The following is a 21,860-nucleotide window of genomic DNA, read 5'->3' on the forward strand; positions in this document are numbered from 1 at the left end:
GGGAGGGGAGGCCGACGCCCTCGGCACACCTCGTTCGGTACGGGCGCTTCGCCCGTACCGGTCAGTGCACCATGACCGGGATCTGCGCGTCGGCGTTCTCGTCCGCGCTCGCGCCCTTGCCGTCGCCGGACGAGGCCGCCGGTGCACCGCCGCCCTGGTGACCGGTGTTGATGAGGGTGAAGGCGATCGCCGCCGCGAGGACGAGGATGCCGACCGCCCACCAGATGGCGCTGGTGTAGCCGTGCACCATCGACTGGAGCTTGAGCAGGTCGAGCGAGCGGGCGCCGGCCGCGTGCGAGGCGGCGTACGCGGTGGTGGCGCTGGCCGCGATGGTGTTCAGCAGAGCCGTGCCGATCGCGCCGCCCACCTGCTGTGAGGTGTTGACCATCGCGGAGGCGACCCCCGCGTCCCGCGGCTGGACACCGTGCGTGGCCAGCGACATGGCCGGCATGAACGCGGTACCCATACCGAGCCCCAGCAGCAGGAAGCCGGGCAGGATCAGCGCCGGGTAGGACGTGTCCAGGTCGATCCCGGTGAGCAGCAGCATGCCGAGCGCGGCGACCAGGAAACCGGGCGCCATCAGCAGCCGCGGCCGGACGCGGGTCATCAGCCGGGCGCCGATCTGCGTGGAGCCGGTGATCATGCCCACGATCATCGGGAGGAAGGCGAGCCCGGTCACGACCGGGGTGTAGCCCTTCACGATCTGGAGGTAGTAGGTCAGGAACAGGAAGAGACCGAACATGCCGATCACGGCCAGCCCCAGCGAGGCGTAGACACCCGCGCGGTTGCGCTCGGCGACCACCCGCAGCGGCAGCAGCGGGGCCTTCACCTTGGACTCGACCAGCACGAAGGCCAGCAGCAGCACGGCCGCCGCGGCGAACAGGCCGAGCGTCGGGCCGGCCACCCAGCCGTCGGACTCGGCGCGGGTGAACCCGTAGACGAGCGAGACCAGGCCGAGCGTGGCCAGGATGACACCGGGGACGTCCAGCTTGGCGGGGTTACGGCTGCCCGCGGGCTCGCGGATGACCAGGACGGCGCCGGTCGCGGCGACCACGGCGAACGGGATGTTGACGAAGAACGTCCAGCGCCAGTTCAGGTACTCGGTCAGCACCCCGCCGAGGATCAGCCCCACGGCACCGCCGCCACCGGCGATCGCGCCGAAGATGCCGAACGCCTTGGCGCGCTCCCTGGCCTCGGTGAAGGTCACCGCCAGCAGCGACAGCGCGGCCGGGGCCAGCAGCGCGCCGAAGACGCCCTGCAACGCCCGCGCGCCGAGCAGCATCCCCTGGTTGGCCGCGGCCCCGCCCAGCGCGGAGGCGATCGCGAAGCCGACGAGGCCGATGGTGAAGGTGCGCTTACGGCCCCACAGGTCGGCGAGCCGGCCACCGAAGAGCAGCAGCCCGCCGAAGGCCAGCGCGTAGGCGGTGATGACCCACTGGCGGTTGGCGTCGGTGATGCCGAGATCGGCCTGGGCGGAGGGCAGCGCGATGTTCACGATCGTGGCGTCGAGGACGACCATCAGCTGCGCGAGGGCGATGAATATCAGCGCTTTCCAGCGCCGGGGATCGACGGTCGTGGCTGTTTCAGGCATGGCGAGGTCCACCTAGTGGTGCGTGTGAGGAGCGATGAGCGGATTACGGGACGGGTGAGGTACGTGCGTGTGGAGGTGTGTAAGACGTGCGAGAGGCAGGACGGGAAGTACGGGACGGGTGACAGGAGGCGGGCGGCCGGGCGATGCGGCAGCCGCGCACGGGAACGGGTTCCCGGGTTACCGGCGGCGCCTCAGGTCGCCCAGGGTGGCGGCGGTGCCGGGGAGTTCGGAGCGCGCGGGCGCCAGCAGTCCGTCCAGGAACAGCTGAAGGTGCCGGTGCACGAACTTGTCGAAGTCCAGACAGCCCCCGCCCGGCAGCGGCCGGGTGAGCTGGGTGAGCGCGACCATCAGGTCACCGACGGCGATGTCGGTGCGCAATTGGCCGCTGTCGCGCGCGGCGGCCATGACGGCCTCGACGGCCGCCTCCAGGCGTTCGCGCGCCGCGAGCAGATCGGGATGGGCCGGGTCGATGCTCTCCGAGAGCAGCGGGCACAGGGCGCCGATCCGCTCTTCCACCGCGGCGTGGACGAAGCGCGTCAGCGCTCGGAAGGCATCGGACTCCTCGGCGAGGGCACTCTCCGCGCAGACCGCAGTACGGGACATGACGGAGAGCGTGACGTGGTGGATCAACTCCAGGCGATCCGCGAAGTGACGGTAGAGCGTCGCATTGCCGACACCCGCGCGTCGAGCGATTTCGTCGAGCGGGACCTCGGCCCCGAACTCGACCATCGTCTCGCGGGCGGCCGCGATGATCCGCTCCCGGTTACGCAGGGCATCGGCCCGCAGCCTGGGCTGCTCGGTCTTCGCACGGCGGTCGGTGGCGGTCACGGCGGCACACTCTCCTCTCATCGCTTCGGGGACACCTGTCGGGGACACCTGTCGGTCTTGGGCCCGCGCCAAGGGGGGAGACATTCCCCGTTTCGCGCGAACCACTGGTTAAACGGGGAGGCGGTCCCCGGATATTTCACACCCTGACGTGACCTGCGCCACTCCCGCCACTCCCGCACCACGCCCGGCCGCCGCCTGCCCCGCCCGGCCGGCGTCCGTCGCGCCCGGCCCCCTCCGGCACGCCCACCGCACCCATCCCGCCCCCACCACCACCTTGATACTTTGTCGCGCATGCCCCGAAGGTCCTGGTTCACCGCTCTCCACACCGCCGGGACCGCCACCTGGACCCACACCTGGGCATACGTCCGCCGCGCCCCCGGCACATACATCTGGCTCGCGCTGCTGCTCCTGACGTCGATGGTCGTGCGCCATCTGCCGCCCGATGTCGTCGACCGCCTTCTGCAACGCCGCTCGACCAACATCCACAACCTGGTGCGGTCCCCCGGCCGGGTGCTGCTGACCAGCGCCCTGTGGCTCGACGGCGGCGGCTGGCCCTCCTACGTCCTGCTCTACAACGTCGTCCACGTCCCCGCGGAACGCTGGCTGGGCACCAAGCGCTGGCTGGCCGTCCTGGTCACCGCGCACATCGGCGCGACCTACCTCAGCGAGGGCGTCCTGGCGCTCGCCATCCACGTCGGCGCCGCACCCCGCTCCGCCGTCAACACCCTTGACGTGGGCGTCAGTTACGCCCTCGCCGGGATCATCGCCGTCCTCACCTACCGCATCGCCCGCCCCTGGCGTTACCTCTACCTGCCGGGCGTCCTGGCCTTCTACGCCGCCCCGCTGCTCAGCGACCGCACCTTCACCGACGTCGGCCACTTCGCCTCCGTACTGATCGGGCTCGCCTGCTACCCGTTCGTCCACGACCGCCCGGACGAGTGGAGCCCGATATCCCCGCTGCACACCCGGCCACCGGTCCGGCACGCCTGACGGCCGGGGCGCCTGCCAGGGGGTCATGCCTCCAGATGACCTAATTCCGCGCGCGGGCGATCACCCGCCGACACAGGGTGATCGATATGAAGCACAAGATATCCGCGGCGCTGGCCGCCGGTGCGGCCTCCGCCGCGGCCGCCGCGATAGCGCTGGGCGCGCCGCCCAGCGCCGAGGCGATACCCCCGGCGGACGCCGCCCCGCCGAGCGGACCGTGTGCCCTGCGCGGCATCCAGGACAACGTCGCCGAGTCCGCGGCCACCCCCGCCGGCTACGCCCCCTCGCACGGCACGGTACGGGCGCTCACCCTCTTCATAGACTTCCCGGACGCCCCCGCGAAGCTCACCCCGAGCGCCCGCTTCGCCGAGTTCTTCCCGGCCGCCGCGGACTTCTTCCACGCCAGCTCGTACCACCGGCTCGTCTACCGCGCCACGCCCCTCCTGAAGTGGATCCGCATGTCCCGGCCGTTCGCGGCGTACGGCATAGGGCGCGGCGCCGACTTCGACCCGGCGTCGGACACCGGCTACCACGCCCTCTCCCGGGAGATCGTGCGCGCCGTCGAGGGCAAGGTGGACCTGCGCGCGTACGACGTCGTCAACATCCTGGCCACGCCCAACGCGGGCCCGCCCGCGGACCGTACGGTCCTGTCGGTCACCTTCAGCGGCGGCGACATGGGCCTGCGGACGGCCGACGGCACGCCCTTCCGGAACGCGACGTTCATCTGGAGCCGGCAGGCCGGGAAGAACGCCTTCCGGGTCCTCAACCACGAGAACGCCCACTCCTTCGGCCTCCCCGACCTCTACCACACGGACGGCCGCGGGGCCGCGTCCCTGGTCGGCCATTGGGACCCGATGGACGAGGACTGGGGGCCGAGCAACGACTTCCTCGGCTGGCACAAGTGGAAGCTCGGCTGGCTGGCCGCCGGCCAGGTGCACTGCGCGCCGCCGCGCGGGACGCCCGCGGAACACACCCTCACCCCGATCGCCACCCCCGGCGGCACCAAGATCGTCGTGATCCCGACCGGCGCCCACACCGCCCTCGTCGCGGAGGCCCGGGTCCGCGGCCCGCTCGACCCGACGGTCTGCCGTCCCGGCATCCTGCTCTACCGCGTCAACACCGACGTCCCCTCGGGTCACGGCCCGCTCCGCATCGTGGACGCCACCCCGCACAGCGGCGGCTGCTACACCGGGGACAAATACGTCGACCGCGAGCTGACCGACGCCACCTTCCGGCCCGGCGCCACCTACGCCGACCGCCGCAGCGGCGCCGCCGTCACCGTCCTCGCCGAGAACCGCGACGGCACCTACCGGATACGGGTGACCCCGGCGCGCGCCTAAGGGCCGGCCCTAGGGCGGACCGGGGTCCGGCTGCGTACCAACGGGCCGCGGGCTACGGGCCACGGGCTACGGGCGCGGGATGTTCCGCAGGTTGCTGCGCGCGAGATCGAGCATCCGGCCCACCCCGCCGCCCAGGGCGATCCTGCCGGTGGCCAGGGCGAAGCCCTTGAGCTGCGCGGCGGTGATCTTCGGGGGCACGGAGAGCGCGTTCGGATCGGTGACCACCTCGACCAGCGCCGGGCCCGGCGCGCCCAGGCTCCGCGTCAGCGCGCCCCGCAGCTCCGCCGGATCGGTGACGCGTACCGACGCGATCCCCAGCGCCGCGGCGACCGCCGAGAAGTCCACCGGCAGGTGATCGGTCTCGAAGTCGGGGATGCCGTCGACCAGCATCTCCAGCTTCACCATGCCCAGCGAGGCGTTGTTGAACAGCACGATCTTCACCGGGAGTTGATGCAGCCGCACGGTCAGCAGCTCGCCCATCAGCATGGCGAGGCCGCCGTCGCCCGACATCGAGACCACCTGCCGTCCGGGCTGCGAGCGGGCCGCCCCGATCGCCTGCGGCAGCGCGTTGGCCATGGTGCCGTGGCGCCACGAACCGAGCACCCGGCGCCGCCCGTTGGGGGTGAGATAGCGCGCCGCCCAGACGTTGCACATCCCGGTGTCCACGGTGAACACCGCGTCGTCGGCGGCGAGTTCGTCGAGCAGCGAGGCGGCGTACTCGGGGTGGACGGGGGTGTGGCGCTCGATGTCGTGGGTGTAGGCGGCGACCGCGTGTTCCAGGGCCTTGGTGTGACGGTGCAGCATCTTGTCGAGGAACCGGCGGTCGGTCCGGCGCTCCAGGAGGGGCAGCAGCGCGCGGATCGTCTCGCGTACGTCACCGTGCACGGCGACATCGACGGGCGTACGGTGCCCGAACTTCACCGGGTCGTGGTCGACCTGCGCGGTCCTCCCGCCGGGCAGGAAGTCGTCGTACGGGAAGTCGGTCCCCAGGAGGATCAGCAGATCCGCTTCCCGCGTCGCCTCGTAGCACGCGCCGTAGCCGAGCAGCCCGCTCATGCCCACGTCGTACGGGTTGTCGTACTGGATCCACTCCTTGCCGCCCAGCGCATGGCCGACCGGGGCCTGGAGATGCCCGGCGAGCCGCATCACCTCGTCGTGCGCGCCCCGCACCCCGCTGCCCGCGAAGAGCGTGACGGTACGGGCCTGGTCGACGGCCTCGGCCAGCGCGGTGAGCTGCGCCTGCGGGGGCACCAGCGCCGCCCGCTCGTAGCCGGGCCGGCCGTACGAGCGCGGGCCGGCCGCGGCGGCGCCCGCGATGTCACCGGGCAGGATCAGCACCGCGACGCCGGACCTGCCGATCGCGTGCTGCATCGCGATGTGCAGCAGCCGCCCGGCGTGCTCCGGGCTGTTGGCCAGCTCGCAGTAGTGGCTGCACTCCGCGAACAGCCGCTCCGGGTGGGTCTCCTGGAAGTAGTCGGTGCCTATCTGGCGCGAGGGGATGTGCGAGGCGATGGCCAGCACCTTCGCACCGTTGCGGTGGGCGTCGTACAGGCCCTGGACGAGGTGGGTGTTGCCGGGGCCGCAGCTGGCGGCGCAGACCGCCAGCCGCCCGGTCAGCTGGGATTCGGCGCCCGCCGCGAAGGCCGCGGCCTCCTCGTTGTGGACGTGCACCCACTCGATGCCCTCGGTGCGGCGTACGGCGTCGACGACGGGGTTGAGGCTGTCCCCGACGAGTCCGTAGATATGGCGGACGCCCGCCTCGCGCAGGGTGGTCACCAGGTGTTCGGCGACGGTCCGGTTCATTTCTTCCTGTCCTTCCGCGGTGGCCCGGACCGGCTCGGTGGAGCCGGTCCGGTGCAGCGGGGCTCGGTGGAGCGGCGCTGGGGGGAACGGGGCTGGGGGGAGCTGGGCCGCGTGCGGCGGGGCCGGTTGCGGCGGCGCTGCGGCGGCGCTCAGTGCGGCGGCGCTCAGTGCAGCAGGCCGGCCTTGCGCGCGTCGTGGCGCAGCCGGTCGCGGTGGTCCGGGTGGGCGATGGCGATCAGCGCCCGTGCGCGCTCGCTGAGGCTCTTACCGCGCAGTGCGGCGACGCCGTACTCGGTGACGATGTTGTCGACGGTGTTCTTGAGGGTGGTGACCACGCTGCCCGGGGTGAGCGAGACATTGATCCGGCTCACCCCCTTGCCGGTGGCCGAGTGCAGCACCAGGAAGCCCTGGCCGCCGGGCGAGTACATCGCACCCCTGGCGAAGTCGGCCTGGCCGCCGGAGGAGGACCAGTACCGCCCGGCGATGGTCTCGCTGGCGGCCTGCCCCAGGAGATCGACCTCGCTCGTCGCGTTGATCGACACGAAGCGGGGCTCGCGGGCCACGCGGCGCGGATCGTTGACCCGGTCCACCGGCAGCAGGCAGACCGCGCTGTTGTTGTCCAGCCAGCGCAGCAGCCGCCGGGAGCCGACGCAGAACGTGGCCACATGCTGATTGCGGTGCTGCACCTTGCGCGCCCCGGTGATCACACCCCGGTCGACCAGGTTCATGATCCCGTCGGAGAGCGCCTCGGTGTGCACGCCCAGATCGCGGTGCCCGGTCAGCGACGCCAGCAGTGCGTCGGGGATGCGGCCGACCCCGACCTGGAGGCAGGAGCCGTCGCCGATGCGCTCGGCGATGAGGCCCGCGATGGTGCGGTCGCGCCCGTCCGGCTCCGGCGGCGCGGTCTCGGGCAGTTCGCGGTCGGCGCGGCACCAGCCCAGCACCTGGCTGATGTGCACCTGGTTCTGCCCGAAGGTACGCGGCATGCGCGCGTTGGCCTCCAGGAAGAACGGGGCCTCACCGATGAACGCCGCGGTGTAGTCGGCGTTCGTACCGAGGCTGAAGTAGCCGTGCTCGTCGGGCAGGCTCGCACTCGCCAGGGCGATGGGCCGCTCGGTGGTCAGCCGCAGCACCCGCGGCATCTCGCTGAAGTGGTTGGGCACCAGCTCGCAGGTGCCCCGCCAGTACGCCGCGCGGGAGCCGGGGCCGAGGAAGTAGTCCACATGCCGCAGGTGGTCGCCGTACTCGCCCCGTATGTAGGCGCGTTCGGCCACCGGGTCCATCCGGTGCACCCGTACGCCGGAGAGCTCGCCGGCATGGGCCTCCAGGGTGTCCAGGAGGGTCACCGGCTCACCGAGCTGGATGGGGACGATCAGGTCGGCCCCGGGCCGCAGATGGGCGAGGAGGTCTTCCGGGCGCCCCGGTTCGTCTGTGGTGGTCATGCCTGCCGTTGTGGTGGTCATGTCTGCCGTCCGCTCGCCGATGTCCGCCGTGCCGAGGTCCGCCGTGCCGAGGTCCGCCATGGGGGTGCCCGCCGTGGCGGTGCCCGCCGTGCCGATGTCCGCCGTGGCGGTGTCCATGCCCGCCGGTCCGCTCATGCCCCGCTCCCGAGCAGCCGCCGGGCGAGTTCGACGCGCGGCCGGTCGATCATCTGGCCGTCCACGCGGATCGCGGAGCCGCCCGCTTCGCGCACCGCGGCCAGCACGCGTTCGGCCCACTCCCGTTCCCGCGGCGTGGGCCCGAACGCCGCGTTGATGCCGTCGATCTGCGCCGGATGGATGGCGAGCTTGCCGCCGAAGCCGAGCCCGCGCGCGGCCCGCGCATCGGCGGCGAGCACCTCGGGGGCGTCCAGCCGCGTGGTCACGCCGTCCAGGGGCGCCGCGATACCGGCCACCCGCGAGGCCAGCACCAGCCGGGAGCGCGCGTACCGCAGGGGCTCCGGTTCGTCCCGCGCGCCCACGTCCAGCGCGAAGTCCACCGAACCGAACGCCAGCCGGTGCACGCCCGGCACCCTGGCCAGGGCGGTGGCCTGGTGCACCCCGAGCGCGGTCTCGACCAGGGCGATCACCCGGACGTGCCGGGGCAGGGCCGCGATCAGCGCATGGAGCTGGTCGACCTGCTCGCTCTTGGGCAGCACCACCCCGCGCAGTCCGGGCGCCCCGGCGAGCGCCGCCACATCGGCGGCGTACTGCGCGGTGTCCGCCCCATTGATCCGCACGAAGGCGGAACCGCCGCCCTGGCCCGGTCCTTGCCCCTGCCCTTGCGTTCGCCCTTGCCGCTGCCCCGGGGCGAGCCGGCGGGCGACCGCGCGGCGCGCGGCATCCTTGTGCTCCGGGGCCACGGCGTCCTCCAGATCGCAGATCACCTCGTCGGCGCCGCTGCCGGCCGCCTTGGCGAACCGCTCGGGCCGGTCACCGGGCACGAAGAGCCAGGAGCGCTCCCGCCCCGCGGCGCTCACGACAGCGCCTTACGGGAGCGCTCGTCCCACACCGGGCGGACATCGGCGAAGCGGGGGCCGTGGCCGCGCCGGTAGACGAGCAGGGTGCGCTCGAAGACGATCACGACCGCACCGCGCTGGTTGAACCCCACGGTCCGTACCGTCACGACGCCCACCTCGGGACGGGACGCCGAACGGCGCGCCAGCAGCACCTCGGACTGCGAGTAGAGCGTGTCCCCCTCGAAGACCGGATTCGGCAGCCGCACCTTGTCCCAGCCGAGGTTGGCCATCACATGCTGGGAGATATCGGTGACGCTCTGCCCCGTCACCAGCGCGAGGGTGAAGGTGGAGTCGACGAGCGGCTTCCCGAATTCGGTCTGCGCCGCGTAATGCGCGTCGAAATGCAGCGGTGCGGTGTTCTGGGTGAGGAGCGTCAGCCAAATGTTGTCGGTCGTGGTGACCGTACGGCCGAGCGGATGCCGATAGACATCCCCGACGGTGAAATCCTCGAAATAACGCCCCTGCCAGGAGAGCGTCGGCTCGGTATCCGCCGATTCGGCACGCGTCCCGGCCCGCTCCCGCTCAACACCGCCGGGAACTCCCCCGTCACGCACTCCCCCCTCCTGTACGTCACTGACCGCACTCTCATGAACTTCATGTTCTTGCTGGTCGGACACTGTGGTCAGCCTCCTGAACCGGCCCCGGGTGGCTCCCGGGCGCCTGTGCCATAAAGACTCTTACGCACCTGCCCGTTTGAAAAATGACTACCGCGTACCGAGTTCATTCACCTGACGCATAATTGGCCGATGAACGTCGCTGAGCTGCGCTGGTTTCTCGTCCTGGCCGATACCGAGCACGTCACCGATGCGGCGGCAATGCTGCACATCACACAGCCCACGCTGTCCCGTGCTCTGCACCGCCTGGAAAAAGAACTGGGTACGCCGCTCTTCGACCGCGACCGCCACCGGCTCCACCTCAACCCGCGCGGCGAGGTCTTCCAGGAGCACGTCCGGCGCGCCCTCCAGGAGATCTCCACCGCCGAGGACCGGATCGCGACCATGCTCGATCCCCATCAGGGCACCATCTCGCTGGCCTTCCCGCACTCCTTCGGCCGCTGGCTGATCCCCGAACTCATCAGCGCGTACCGGCAGCAGGCGCCGGCCGCGCAGTTCCTGCTGCACTCCGACGCGGCCGACGCGGTGGTCCAGAGTCTGCGCGACGGCGGGTCGGACCTGATCATCACCAGCCCGGAGCCGGCCGATCCGGACCTCTCCTGGCACCCGCTGTGCGAGGAACGCCTCTGGCTCGCGGTCCCGGCGGCGCACCCCCTGGCCGACCGCAAGGAGGTGTCCATAGCCGACGCCGCGGCCGAGCAATTCATCACGCTCAGAGCGGAGTTCGGCCTCCGCCAGATCACCGACCTGCTGTTCTCCCGGGCCGGCCACACCCCCGCCATCACCATGGAGGCCACCGAGATCGCCACCATCAGGGGCCTGGTCGCCTCCGGTCTGGGCGTCTCCGTCCTCCCCCGCGACCCGGGCACCGCCGAACCCGAGGGCCTCACCCTCATCCCCCTGACGGACGCCGACGCCCACCGCACCATCGGCACCGCCTGGCATCGCACCCGCCCCACCACCCCCGCCGTCCGCAACTTCCGGGCCTTCGTCGCCGAACGGGCGGTGCGGCAGCGGTAGTTGACGTGACGGCGGCGGCGCGGGCGGCGAGATGGACAGGGGCGGGACGCCGAAGCGGTGAACCGTCCGGCTCCACTCGGCGCGGTGAACCGTCCGGTTCCACTCGGCGCGGTGAACCGTCCGGTTCCACTCGGCGCGGCGTCTCTACCTGGAGCCGCGCCGGCCCAGATACCAGCCGAACGCCACCGCCACCACCGCGGTGATCGCGAGCACCAGCCACAGCGGCGCCCACACCGTCGGAACCCACAGCCGGATCCGCACCGACTGGGTATTGCCCGCGATGAACCACACCGCGGCCACCGCCAGCACCACCAAGCCGACGGCCCTGCTGGTGATCGCCACACCCTTCACGCTGACCCACGGATGCGCCGACCGGTCACTCCTGGCCGACCGGCCACTCTTGCCTGCCATACCTCCATCGTGCCCCCGGCGCCCGCGGCCCGCACGCCGGTCTGCCTCCGACGGCGGACATCCGGCCTGCCTCCGATGGCGGACATACCGACGGCGAGCGTTCGCCGACGCACCGCACACCTGATAGGTCTGGCTTGTCCGCTTCTGTCGAGTGATTCCCTGCACGGGAGGCGACGGTGCACGACTACCCCTTGCTCAGCCTGACCTGGACCCTGCTGGAGTTCTTCCTGCTGATCCTCTGGTTCTTCCTCCTCTTCAAGGTCCTCAGCGATCTCTTCCGCAGCCACGACATGAACGGGTGGGCCAAAGCCGGGTGGATCATCGTGGTCATCGTGCTGCCCCTCCTGCGGCGTCCTGCTCTACGTGATCTTCCGCGGGAAGTCCATGGCCGCACGCGAGCGGGAACAGGCACAGCAGGCCGACGCGGCCGTCAAGCAGTACATCCGCGAGGCCGTCGCACCGTCCGCGGGTGGCCCGGTCTCGCACGCCGACGAACTGGCCAAGCTCGCCGACCTCAAGGCCGGCGGCGCGATCAGTGCGGAGGAGTACCAGAAGGCCAAGGACAAGCTCCTGTCCTGAACGGGAGCGGGAACACCCGATCCCCTCACCCCCACCCCCTCACCCCTCAGCTCACCCCCTCACCCCTCAGCGACGAAGTGGAGACCCGATGAGGCTTGTCGTCGATCTCAACCGGTGCCAGGGGTATGCGCAATGCGCCTTTCTGGCGCCCGACGTGTTCGCCATGCACGGAGAAGAAGCGCTGATGTACGACCCCCAGCCCGACGACGAACTGCGGGAGAACGTGCTGCGGGCGGCGCAGGCGTGCCCGGTCAAGGCCATCCTCGTGGAAGGTGCGGACGCGACGGCCGCGGCGACGGCAGGAGACTCCCGTGTCGGTTGAGGCAGGTGTCTCCCATGTCGGTTGACGGCTCCCTGGAAAAGCTCAGGCGCGAGGGCCACATCGTCATCGTGGGCGCGTCCCTGGCCGGTCTGCGGGCCGCCGGGACGCTGCGGGAGGAGGGCTTCACCGGCACCCTCACCCTCATCGGCGACGAGCCGCACGAGCCGTACGACCGGCCGCCGCTGTCCAAGCAGGTCCTGCTCGGCAGGGTGCCCGCCGACCACACGACGCTCCCCCGGCACCCGGCGCTGGACGCGAACTGGCGGCTCGGGGTGGCGGCCACCGGTCTGGACCCGGCGGCCCGGCGGGTGCACCTCGCCGACGGGAGCGCGGTGGACTACGACCGGCTGCTGATCACGACCGGCGTCCGCGCCCGCCCCTGGCCGAACGAGCTGGAGGCCGGCCTGGACGGGGTGTTCGTGCTGCGCACCAGCGACGACGCGGCCCAGCTGCACCGCCGGCTGAGCGCGGGCCCGCACCGGGTGCTGGTCATCGGAGCGGGGTTCACCGGCTCCGAGATCGCTTCGGCCTGCCGGGAGCGAGGGCTGGCGGTCACCGTCGTCGAACGGGGCTCGACCCCGCTGGTCGGCGCGCTGGGCTCCGTCGTCGGTGAGGTGGCCGCGAAGATGCAGCGCGCGAAGGGTGTCGATCTGCGGTGCGGAATCATGGTGACCGGGCTGGAGGGGGACCCCGCCGGACGCCTGCGGTGCGCGCACCTGTCGGACGGCAGCACGGTCGAGGCGGAGATGGCGGTCGTCTGCCTGGGAGCGACCCGGAACACCGAGTGGCTGGCGTCGTCCGGCCTCGGGGCCGGCCCGCGCGGCATCGCCTGCGACGCGGGCTGCCGGGCCTTCGACGTACGCGGCATCGTCACCGACGACATCTTCGTCGCGGGCGACGTCGCCCGCTCCCCGCATCCGCTGTTCGGCTACCAGTTCCTCTCCCTGGAGCACTGGGGCAACGCGGTCGAGCAGGCCCAGGTCGCGGCCCACAACATGATCAGCGCCGGCACGGACCGCCGCCCGCACGTGTGGACACCGTCCTTCTGGTCCGCCCAGTTCGGCGTCAACATCAAGTCGGTCGGCGTACCGCCCATGGCCGACAAGATCACCGTCGCCCAGGGATCGCTCGCCGAGGGCCGCTTCACGGTCGTCTACGGCTACCAGGGCCGCATCATCGCCGCGGCCGCCTTCGACCAGGCCAAATGGCTGGTGTTCTACCAGCAGCAGATCGAACGCGCCGCTCCGTTCCCACTCGGGTTCACCACCGTCGACCGGCGGCCCGAGGAGGCACAGCCGGTACCGGCCGGGTTCCCGGACCCCTCCCTTCCCAGCCACGGCCCCACGGTCACCCTCAGCGGCCATTCGCCCGGCGACCGGCGTATCTCGTTCACCCCGCTGCGCGCCTGACGCGGGCCCACCAGCACGGACGGCCCCGGCCGAAGACCCGGAAGGAATCCGCCATGACGTCGGTCGCGCTCCTGCGCCAGATCACCGACTACGCCCACCGCGCCGACCCGTACCCGCTGTACGCCGAGCTCCGCAAGACCCCGGTGGTACGGGACGAGGACGGTCCCTACCTGGTCAGCACGTACTGGGAGGTCCACAGCCTGCTCCACGACCCGCGCGTCAGCTCCGACATCCGCAATCTGGACCCCAAGGCGGCCAGGACCGCCGCTCCGGACGAGGACCCGAACCTGCCGCCGGCCTTCCTCAAGCTCGATCCCCCCGAGCACGACCGGCTCCGCCGACAGGCGATGCGGCCGTTCGGACCGCCGCACACCCCACGGCGGGTGGACGGCATGCGCGGCGAGCTCGCCGAGATCGTCAACGGCCTCGTCGACGGCTTCGTGGACGGGGGCGGGGCCGGGGGCGGGGCCCGGGGCGGGGCCGAGGCTGGGGCCGGAGGCGGAGGCGGAGGCGCGGCCGGGGCCGGAGGTGCGGCCGGGACCGAGGCCGGAGCCGGGACCGAGGCCGGGAGCGGGAGCGGGACCGAGGCCGGAGCCGGGACCGAGGCCGGGGCCGGAGGACAGATCGATCTGATCGATCTGGTGGACAGCTTCGCCTACCCCTTCCCCGTGACGGTGATCTGCCGGCTGCTCGGCATCCCGCACGAGGACGAACCGCGCTTCCACGGCTGGGCCGACACGCTCGCCGCCAGCCTCGATCCCGTGGGCGGCTCCGCCCAGGACCGCGAGGCGCAGCGGGAAGCCGTCCGCCAGGCACGGTTCGAGCTCGCCGCCTACCTGTCCGGCCTGATCGAGGAACGCCGCCGCTCCCCGCGCGACGACATGCTCTCCGCCATGGCCACCGACCAGGGACCGGACGGCCGGATGACTCCGCTGGAGATGGTGAGCACCTCGGCCCTGCTGCTGATCGCCGGCCACGAGACCACCGTCAACCTCATCACCAACGGCATGCTCACCCTGCTGCGCAACCCCACTGCCCTCCAGCGGCTGCGGGACGACCCCGGCCTGGCCGCCCCACTCGTGGAGGAACTGCTCCGCTTCGAACCGCCGGTACAGATGCTGCCCCAGCGCACCGCGCTGGCCGATATCGACATCGCCGGGACCACCATCCCCAAGGGCGCGTCGCTGTACCTCATGGTCGCCGCCGGCAACCGGGACCCCCAGCGCTTCCCCGACCCCGACCGTTTCCTCCCCGACCGCCCCCACAACGAGCACCTGGGCTTCGGCCACGGCATCCACAACTGCTTCGGCGCCCCCCTCGCCCGGCTGGAGGCCCAACTGGCCCTGACCGCCCTGGCCCGCCGGCTCGACAACCCCCGCCTGACCGAGGACCCACCGCCCTACCGCCGCAACGCGGTCCTGCGCGGCCCCCGGCACCTGAACATCACCTTCGACGGCCTCACGCCCTAGCCATCAACCGGGCGACGCGGCTCGCACCACATCGCCCACCGCACCGATCCCCCGCCCGACAGCCACACCTCCGCACGCAGGGGGCCGCCCGGTGTGCTCTCAGAAGGGGAGGCCGGACGGTTCGGAGAACTCCGGAGCCCCGGGCAGCCCCACCGTGCCGACCTTGACCGGCTCCGAGCACAGCCGGCCGTCCCCGTGCCCCTGCCTCTGGGTGGCCGGGCGGGCATTGCCGGGTGGAGATCGCGGCGAAGAGAGCTCGACGGTCTCCGGCCTCCGACCTCCTGGTCCGCCCGGCGCGGGTCATCCCGAAGCAGGGCGAGCGGGCGATACGCAGCGATGGTCTCCAGCCACACCAGCAGGACATGACCCAAACGGAAAGGCTGGGCGGAGCTGCCGCCAGGGGCGATGGCCGCGTCGCCGCCGGCACGGGCAGTGGACCAAGGCCGACGGCGTACGGCCCCGGCACCGCCGCGGCCCCGGCACCGCCGCAGCCTCGGCCAGGGCGTGGCCGCGGCCCACGGCGTGGCCTGGACGCGGTACGGGGTGGTCGCGGTACGGATTGGTGGCAGTACTGGCTCGTCGCGGTACGGGCTGATAGCGATACGAGCACACCGGCGACACCGAACGGCACCGACCCCGATCACGGCCTGCCCTAAACATCACCGCCCCCACCACCGGCCCTCCCCGACGACACCTCAGCATCAGGCCGGTCCCCGCAAGCTGAGCCGAGAACCGAGACAACAACCACCTCCCCACCACCCCACCCCCATCCGCTACCCTGTCCTGGGCTGCCCTCAGCGGCAGCCCAGGCCCTTGCCCAGACCGGATGCGATCTCCCCCGGAGCTTTCCTCCACGTCATCCGCAAGGCCGTTTCCCCGCCTCCGTAGCTCAGGGGATAGAGCACCGCTCTCCTAAAGCGGGTGTCGCAGGTTCGAATCCTGCCGGGGGCACCAGCGCTACCAGCGCAAAAACCGATAGAGGCCCAGGTCAGAGAGATCATCTGGCTTGGGCCTCTGCCGTGTCTCCCGTTCCGCGCACGGTCTCCCACGCTCCGCCCACGGGCTCGACTCACCATCGCGTCTCCCAAATATCTCCCAAATGATCATGCAACGCCGCAGGTCGTAGACCATACGCCGCGTGGGCCCCCTCCCACACAAGAAGGGAGCCCGACGGACTCCCTGTGCCGAGCGCTAGCGAAGGTGCCGCCTGCACTGGAGCACGGCATCTGGATCGTCCGCGCGGCCTGGCGCCCAAAGCTCTGGGCAAGATGCGCCGTCAGCCCCGAAGCGGACTCCCGGCACGCTGGTAACCCTGATGCCTGTGGGGAGGGATTTGCCAGTGTTTACCTGTTGAGCAACACGGTAAACACTGTTGTCCGTTTCGTACTTGGAGCAGACTCGCGGGTCTACAGCAGCCCCGAGGAGGCCCCATGACGTCCGCACCCGGCATACCGGCTACCGAAGACCGCCCGAGACTGTCCATCGTCCTCGACACGGACCCCGGAGTGGACGACGCCTGGGCGATCTTCTACCTGGCCGCACAGCCCGATGTGGAGATCGTCGCGGTGGGAGCGATACACGGGAACGTGCCGACGGCCCAAGCGGCCGCGAATGCGCTGCGCATCCTCGATGTGGCCGGCCTGACGGACGTGCCGGTCGCAGCCGGGCACCCCACGCCGCTCCAGCAGCCGTTGATGACAGCCGAGACCGTGCACGGCGCGGATGGGCTGGGTGGGCAGGCCGGCCCACCTTCGTCTCGGAGACCGGTGGCGGAGTCCGCGGCTGAGCAGTTGGTGCGGCTGGCGCGCCAGCGGCCCGGAGAGCTGACGGTTCTTTCGCTCGCGCCGCTGACGAATATCGCGCTCGCACTGCGGCTGGAACCTAAGCTGCCGCAGCTGCTGCACGGCATTGTCTACATGGGCGGGGCCTTCAGCGTCCCCGGCAACACCTCGGGCTGGGCCGACGCCAATACCTGGCACGATCCCGAAGCGGGCGAAGAGGTCATGCGGGCCGGCTTCAACTTGACGATGGTGCCGATGGATGTCACGCAACTGGCGTGGGCGGACGGGGAATGGCTGGATGAGATAGCCGCGATGGACACCCCCGCAGCGCGGTACGCCTCTCAGGTACTGGACACCTACGTGGGGATCTACAGCCAGCTCGGTGGCCGGCGCGGATGTGTGATGCACGATCCGCTGGCCGCGGCCATCATGGTCGACCCCAGTCTGGCCACCTACGAGGAGCGCCAGGTCGTGGTCGAGTTGGTAGGCCATTGCCGGGGTGCGACGCTGGTGGATGCCCGTGTCGGATTCCCGCCGGAGATGTCCAGCATCACGGATGGGCGGCAGTCAGTGCGGATCGCTGTGACAGCGGATGCGGCGACCGCCATGGAACGCGTCCGCAGGGCGCTCGTCAGCCCGTAAGCCGCTCGCGGACGACCGTAGCCCGGGGGTCCGCAAGCCGGTCGAACAGTTCCAGTGCCTCTTCCCACGACTGCTGCGCCTCGTCGGGTCTGCCGAGCAGAACGAGTGCCTCGGCGCGGCGGTCCAGGGCGTCGGCCACGCCCCAGTCGTCGCCGGCCGTGCGCCGGCTGCTGATGCTGCTATCGAGGCAGCCGATGGCGTCCGCGTACTCGCCGAGCTGGTGGTGGGCGCCGGCGCGGCGTGCCCAGAGGGCGCCCTCGGCGTAGTCGTCGCGGAGTGCGCGGGTGAGGTGGAGGCCGGCGTCGAAGGACTGCTGCGCGAGGTCGCGGTGCCCGAGGAGGGCGTGTGCTTCGGCCAGGCAGGCCAGGACGACTGCTTGGCCGTGCCGGTCGCCGGTCTCCTCGAAGAGGCGTAGCGCTCGTTCGAACTCCGGGAGTGCGTGGTCGGGGTCGTCCTCGTCTGCTGCGGTGAATCCGAGGCAGGTACCGGCCCATGCTTGCCCGTGGAGGTCGCCGAGGCGGCGGCGGAGGTCGACAGACTGCTGGAGGAGGTCTCGGGCGCGATCGGTGTCTCCGGGGCCCTGACGGTATGCCTCACCCAGGTTCATGGACAGCCATGCCTGGCCCGCGGTGTCGCCGGCTGCTGTGGCGGCGGTCAGCCCGGCCTCGTGGCTGTCGATCCAGATGCCCCACGGCTTGCGGAGCAGGAGCCAGTTCCACAGGCGCGCGGGTATCTCCCATGCTGCGGGCAGCTCGTGCCGGGCGGCGAGCCGGATGACGGGTACGAAGGAATCGGCCTCGGCATCGCACCACTCGCCGGCCGCGTCAGCTGTTGAGAAGTCGAGCGGGTGCACGTCCGCGGGCGGTTCGGCGAGGCGGTCGATGGGGCGGTTGGGGGCGAGCGTCCAGCAGGCGTGGTCGATGGTGTGGGCGTACCAGGAGGTGAGTCGGCGCGCCGCGGCCGAGCGGTCCGCGTCGCTGTCGATTTCGGCGGACCGTTCGGCGGCGTAGTCGCGCAGCAGGTCGTGACGGCGGTAGAGGTCGGGGCCGGTCTCTTCCAGCAGGTGGAGGGCTACGAGGTCGTCCAGGCAGTGGCGGGCCTGTATCGCGGTGCGGGCGAGCAGTGCGCCGGCTGCGGCTGCGCTGATCGTGGTGCCAGGGTAGAGGCCCAGGAGCCGGAATTCGCTGGCCGTCGCCGGTGGCAGTTCGCGGTAGGAGCAGGCGAGTACCGCGCGCATGGCCAGGTGTGGGTCGTCGGCGTCCGTGAGTGCGTCCAGGCGGGCGGACGCGTGGGCAAGGTCAGCGGCGGCTTCGCTGATGCGTCGGTAGGAGTGGGTGGCGAGCCGCTCGGCGACGATGCGCAGGGCGAGCGGCAGATGTCCGCACCGGTCGGCCAGTGCGCGGGCAGCGGTCAACTCGGCGGCGACGCGATCGGTGCCGAGGACCGTGCGCAGCAGGGTGGCTGATTCGTCGGGCGAGAGGGGGCCGACGGTGATCCGGTGGGCACCGGCGGTGGCGGCCAGTCCGGTGAGGCGGCGCCGGCTGGTGATGACGGTGACACTGCCCGGAGCGCTGACGAGCAGGGGTTTGACGTGCTGGGAGTCGGCGGCGTTGTCCAGAATGATGAGGGTGGGGCGTCCGCTGGCGAGGGTGCGGAAGCGGGCGGCCCGTTCACTAACGTCGGGGGGAATCGTTTCTGCCGCCAGTCCGGCGGAGAGGAGAAAACGCTCCAGCGCGCGGGCAGCACCGACCGGGTGCCCGTCCGGTGTGTATCCCTGAAGATCTACGAAGAGGACACCGCCCGGGAACTGGTCTGCGATCGTGTGTGCCCAGTGCACGGCGAGGGCGCTCTTGCCCGCTCCGGCCGGACCGTCGATCGCCAGCGTGAGGGCAGTGCCGGCCTGTTCGGCGGCTGCCAGCAGGGCGTTGAGGTTGTCAAGGACCTGGTGCCGTCCCACGAATTTTCCCGTGTCGGGCGGGAGTTGCGCGGGGCGGAGGAGACCGTGGGCGTCGGGCTGGGCAGCCTGCGCCAGCGCCACCAGTTCGCCCGCCGCCCCCAGAAGGGCGTCACACCTGGAGGCGAAGTCCAGCGTCGGCGCTACTTTGCCGGTCTCGATCCGGCTGATCCAGCCCGGACTGTAAGCGAGGGCCTTCGCGAGCCCCCGCAAGGACAGCCCCGCCGCGCCACGGCGCGCCCTCAGTACAGTGCCGAAACTCTGCGGTCCCATGATGCGCCCCCGTCGCCGACACGCGGGGAAGCAGCGCTCCCCCTGCGGCCACCCATTGTCATATGCCGATCCCATACCCACCAGATGGGCACGCAAGTTCTATTCACGTGAGGCGTGGGACCGAAACCACCTGACCGCGATTGGGGGGGCGCGGGGCGCGGAGGAGGGCGTGCGGTTGCGCGGGGCCGTCGCAATGGGGTGGAAGGGGTAGTTCCTCGGAAGGACGAGTTTTCTTCCCTCCAGGGCAGGGGCTGGCCGGTGTGGTCGTAGTGGACGGTCGGGCCCGGCGTCTGGCGGGCCAAGGGTTCAGGCGTTTCTCAGCGTGTTCGGCCGCACGACCGGAGCGGCCCCGTCGAAGGAGAAGACCTGTGAAGACACCATGGACATCCAGTGGCCGGAGAGAGCTACGGCGGCTGCCCGCCGTGTCCGCGGCCTTCGTGATCCTCGCAGCGACGGCGGGAGCACTCGCCGCGCCGTCCCCCGCAGGGGCGGCCGACCGCACAGGTCGGCAGACATCCCGTCAAGCGGCGCAGCCCCACGGGCAGCAGGAGTACATCGGGCCGTTCTTCGGCAGCTTCACCGTACCCGCCGGGGTCACCCAGCTGACGTTCGTCCTCGTCGGGGCTGGCGCCCCCGGCGGTCCTGGCGGCGGTGGGGGCGGGGGCGCTGGAGGCGGCGGCGGAGGCAGCTGGACCATCCTCGGCGCCGGCAAAGGCGGCGGAGGAGGCGGCGGTGCCGGCGGCGGAGGAGGCGGCGGCGGGGGCGGGGGCGGCAGCGGGGCCTTCCTCACCTGCACCGTGACGGTCCCTCCAGGCGACACCCTGACCGTCAACGTCGGAGGCGCCCCAGGCATCGACAGCACTGGCTCCGGCGGCGGTGCCGGGCTCGGCGGCCGTGAGGCCGCCACCCTCAAGCCGTCACACCCGGGCACGAACGGCACCGCCGGGACAGCAGGCCCCGACTACCGCATCCCAGTATTCGGCGTCGAGGTCTTCGACAACAGCGCCGACGTCGCCGCCTTCGTCAACGGTGGTATGTACGGCGGGCTCGCCGGCGTCGGGTCCGGTGGTGGCGGCGGCGGACGCGGGCTGACCGCCGACGGCTCCCACGGCGGCGCGGGCGGGGCCGGCGGCACCGCTGCCGCCGGCGGCAGAGCGGGCTCCGGCGGAGCCGGCGGAGCCGATCCCACGGAGGACGGGTGCGGATCCGACACCGGCAACCTCAGCGGTGCTCCCGGCAGCGCCGGCGGACAGGGCCAAGCCGGGACAGCCAGCCAGGCCGCGCTGCCGGGCGGTGCCGGTGCTGACGCGATCCCCGGCGGACCGGTGGGCGGCAGCGGCGCCGCCAGCCGCGGAGGCGCCGGCGGCGCGGGCGCTACGGGCGGAGTCCCGCAGGTGCCCTCCACGGTCACCCTGCCCGCCGGTGTGGGCCAAGGCGGCAACGGAGCCACCGGCGGCAGCGGCAGCAGCGGCGGAAACGGCGGCCACGGCGGTGGCGCCAACCCCAACCCCCAGGCCACCCCCGGAGCGAACGGCACCAACGGCAATGCCCCCGGCACCCCCACCTCGGGAGGCCCCGCCTACGTCCTCATCACCTGGTAACACCAGTGGGCTCCTGGCGAGCGTTTCTCGCCAGGGCCCCTTTGCGTCATGGCACAGCTAGGTGGTTGCCCCGACCAGTTCACCGCCCCGGCTTCGCAGCACATCGCGGGCTTGCTCCATGAGGTTGGGGATATCGAGACTCATCCGCCCCACGTGCAACTTCTGGTGCCCGTAGATCGGCTTGGCAGGCTCTGTGGACGCGTCGACCTCCAGCGACCACTTCGTGTCAGGAAGCTCCAGCGTCCCTGGCTTCGGCACGACCCGACTGCTCCAGCCGGTGCACAGCACCCAGTCCGTAGCCTGCGGCGAGTGACGGGCCCCGACGTCCATCAGATGGACGTCCGGCACCTCCGGGACGGGGACGTATCCCACGATGGCCGTATCGCCGAAGTGCCCGGCCGTCGTGTAGGCCACCACGCCGAAGGTGTCTGGCCAGAGATGCAGCAGGGGGAATACGGTCACGCGACCTACGCCGTCCATCGTCCTTGCCATGGCTCTCCTCACATCGAAACGGCCCCACGCTAGTCTCCCAGCGTGGGGCCGTCCGACCTAGCTGATCATGGTCGAACTACGGTCAGGTGTCACCTAGTTGTCGCCGCAGCCCTGGTTGGGGTTGCCTTCCTGGCCGTCGCTGCCAGAACCGGTCTCACCCTGCGAATTCTCTTCGTCGCCGCCGTACTCGTACATCGTGCTCAGCCCTTCAGGGTCCATCACAGGTTCCCTTCTCTGCTGTGCCGCG

The 21,860-nt window shown here is 71.5% G+C and carries 18 protein-coding genes, 1 tRNA gene and 1 pseudogene; 10 read left to right on the forward strand and 10 right to left on the reverse strand.

Annotation, left to right across the window (positions count from 1 at the left end):
• Window positions 1–61: 61 nt before the first annotated feature.
• A complete protein-coding gene (locus tag ACLJWH_RS04385; protein WP_411140205.1) occupies window positions 62–1,591 on the reverse strand; it encodes an MFS transporter in 1,530 nt (509 codons plus the stop codon).
• Between the two features lie 177 nt (window positions 1,592–1,768).
• Complete coding sequence (locus ACLJWH_RS04390) at window positions 1,769–2,440, reverse strand: TetR/AcrR family transcriptional regulator (RefSeq protein ID WP_411140206.1); 672 nt, start codon at window positions 2,438–2,440, stop codon at window positions 1,769–1,771.
• Between the two features lie 270 nt (window positions 2,441–2,710).
• Here ACLJWH_RS04390 and ACLJWH_RS04395 point away from each other — a divergent pair, with 270 nt between their 5' ends.
• On the forward strand, window positions 2,711–3,409 hold the full coding sequence (locus tag ACLJWH_RS04395) for a rhomboid-like protein (protein WP_411140207.1): 699 nt from the start codon (window positions 2,711–2,713) through the stop codon (window positions 3,407–3,409).
• An 86-nt stretch (window positions 3,410–3,495) separates the two neighbouring features.
• Complete coding sequence (locus tag ACLJWH_RS04400; protein ID WP_411140208.1) at window positions 3,496–4,746, forward strand: M6 family metalloprotease domain-containing protein; 1,251 nt, start codon at window positions 3,496–3,498, stop codon at window positions 4,744–4,746.
• 66 nt (window positions 4,747–4,812) lie between these two features.
• On the opposite strand, the gene ACLJWH_RS04405 is transcribed toward ACLJWH_RS04400, so the two are convergent.
• The 4 genes from ACLJWH_RS04405 to ACLJWH_RS04420 form a co-directional block, all read right to left on the reverse strand.
• Window positions 4,813–6,549, reverse strand: a complete 1,737-nt coding sequence (locus tag ACLJWH_RS04405) for a pyruvate dehydrogenase (protein WP_411140209.1) — start codon at window positions 6,547–6,549, stop codon at window positions 4,813–4,815.
• A 164-nt stretch (window positions 6,550–6,713) separates the two neighbouring features.
• Window positions 6,714–8,147, reverse strand: a complete 1,434-nt coding sequence (locus ACLJWH_RS04410) for an acetyl-CoA hydrolase/transferase family protein (RefSeq protein WP_411140210.1) — start codon at window positions 8,145–8,147, stop codon at window positions 6,714–6,716.
• Window positions 8,144–9,007: an HpcH/HpaI aldolase/citrate lyase family protein gene (locus ACLJWH_RS04415; RefSeq protein ID WP_411140211.1), complete on the reverse strand. Its 864-nt coding sequence runs from the start codon at window positions 9,005–9,007 to the stop codon at window positions 8,144–8,146. Before ACLJWH_RS04415 ends, ACLJWH_RS04410 begins: the two co-directional genes overlap by 4 nt.
• Window positions 9,004–9,600 (reverse strand): MaoC family dehydratase, encoded by a 597-nt coding sequence (locus ACLJWH_RS04420; RefSeq protein WP_411140212.1) that lies wholly within the window; start codon window positions 9,598–9,600, stop codon window positions 9,004–9,006. Before ACLJWH_RS04420 ends, ACLJWH_RS04415 begins: the two co-directional genes overlap by 4 nt.
• Window positions 9,601–9,792: 192 nt before the next feature.
• Here ACLJWH_RS04420 and ACLJWH_RS04425 point away from each other — a divergent pair, with 192 nt between their 5' ends.
• Window positions 9,793–10,680, forward strand: coding sequence for a LysR family transcriptional regulator (locus ACLJWH_RS04425; protein WP_411140213.1), 888 nt, complete (start codon window positions 9,793–9,795; stop codon window positions 10,678–10,680).
• A gap of 144 nt (window positions 10,681–10,824) precedes the next feature.
• Here ACLJWH_RS04425 and ACLJWH_RS04430 read toward each other — a convergent pair whose 3' ends face one another.
• Window positions 10,825–11,091 carry a LapA family protein gene (locus ACLJWH_RS04430; protein ID WP_411140214.1) on the reverse strand — a complete coding sequence of 89 codons (267 nt, stop codon included), beginning with the start codon at window positions 11,089–11,091 and terminating at the stop codon, window positions 10,825–10,827.
• Window positions 11,092–11,267: 176 nt separating this feature from the next.
• On the opposite strand from ACLJWH_RS04430, the pseudogene ACLJWH_RS04435 reads away from it, so the two are divergent.
• The 6 genes and pseudogenes from ACLJWH_RS04435 (at window position 11,268) to ACLJWH_RS04460 (ending at window position 17,293) form a co-directional block, all read left to right on the forward strand.
• Window positions 11,268–11,670 (forward strand): annotated as a pseudogene (locus ACLJWH_RS04435) (SHOCT domain-containing protein).
• 88 nt (window positions 11,671–11,758) lie between these two features.
• Window positions 11,759–11,992 (forward strand): ferredoxin, encoded by a 234-nt coding sequence (locus ACLJWH_RS04440; RefSeq protein ID WP_411140215.1) that lies wholly within the window; start codon window positions 11,759–11,761, stop codon window positions 11,990–11,992.
• Window positions 11,993–12,006: 14 nt separating this feature from the next.
• Window positions 12,007–13,401: an NAD(P)/FAD-dependent oxidoreductase gene (locus ACLJWH_RS04445; RefSeq protein ID WP_411140216.1), complete on the forward strand. Its 1,395-nt coding sequence runs from the start codon at window positions 12,007–12,009 to the stop codon at window positions 13,399–13,401.
• 53 nt (window positions 13,402–13,454) lie between these two features.
• Window positions 13,455–14,870 (forward strand): cytochrome P450, encoded by a 1,416-nt coding sequence (locus ACLJWH_RS04450; RefSeq protein WP_411140217.1) that lies wholly within the window; start codon window positions 13,455–13,457, stop codon window positions 14,868–14,870.
• Window positions 14,871–15,748: 878 nt separating this feature from the next.
• Window positions 15,749–15,824: transfer RNA gene (locus ACLJWH_RS04455), tRNA-Arg, on the forward strand.
• Window positions 15,825–16,300: 476 nt separating this feature from the next.
• Window positions 16,301–17,293 (forward strand): nucleoside hydrolase, encoded by a 993-nt coding sequence (locus tag ACLJWH_RS04460; protein WP_411140218.1) that lies wholly within the window; start codon window positions 16,301–16,303, stop codon window positions 17,291–17,293.
• Here ACLJWH_RS04460 and ACLJWH_RS04465 read toward each other — a convergent pair.
• The gene (locus ACLJWH_RS04465; protein ID WP_411140219.1) at window positions 17,283–19,520 is read right to left on the reverse strand and encodes a tetratricopeptide repeat protein; all 2,238 of its coding nucleotides are present in this window, start codon (window positions 19,518–19,520) and stop codon (window positions 17,283–17,285) included. The two genes, ACLJWH_RS04460 and ACLJWH_RS04465, sit on opposite strands and share 11 nt — an antisense overlap.
• A gap of 368 nt (window positions 19,521–19,888) precedes the next feature.
• On the opposite strand from ACLJWH_RS04465, the gene ACLJWH_RS04470 reads away from it, so the two are divergent.
• On the forward strand, window positions 19,889–21,121 hold the full coding sequence (locus ACLJWH_RS04470; RefSeq protein ID WP_411140220.1) for a hypothetical protein: 1,233 nt from the start codon (window positions 19,889–19,891) through the stop codon (window positions 21,119–21,121).
• Window positions 21,122–21,178: 57 nt separating this feature from the next.
• Here ACLJWH_RS04470 and ACLJWH_RS04475 read toward each other — a convergent pair whose 3' ends face one another.
• Both ACLJWH_RS04475 and ACLJWH_RS04480 read right to left on the reverse strand, forming a co-directional pair.
• Window positions 21,179–21,583, reverse strand: a complete 405-nt coding sequence (locus ACLJWH_RS04475; RefSeq protein ID WP_411140221.1) for a hypothetical protein — start codon at window positions 21,581–21,583, stop codon at window positions 21,179–21,181.
• 123 nt (window positions 21,584–21,706) lie between these two features.
• The gene (locus ACLJWH_RS04480) at window positions 21,707–21,835 is read right to left on the reverse strand and encodes a hypothetical protein (protein ID WP_411140222.1); all 129 of its coding nucleotides are present in this window, start codon (window positions 21,833–21,835) and stop codon (window positions 21,707–21,709) included.
• Between the last annotated feature and the right edge of the window lie 25 nt (window positions 21,836–21,860).

Origin of the sequence: Streptomyces sp. x-80, from assembly GCF_046549095.1 — a bacterium.
Classification (GTDB): domain Bacteria; phylum Actinomycetota; class Actinomycetes; order Streptomycetales; family Streptomycetaceae; genus Streptomyces; species Streptomyces celluloflavus.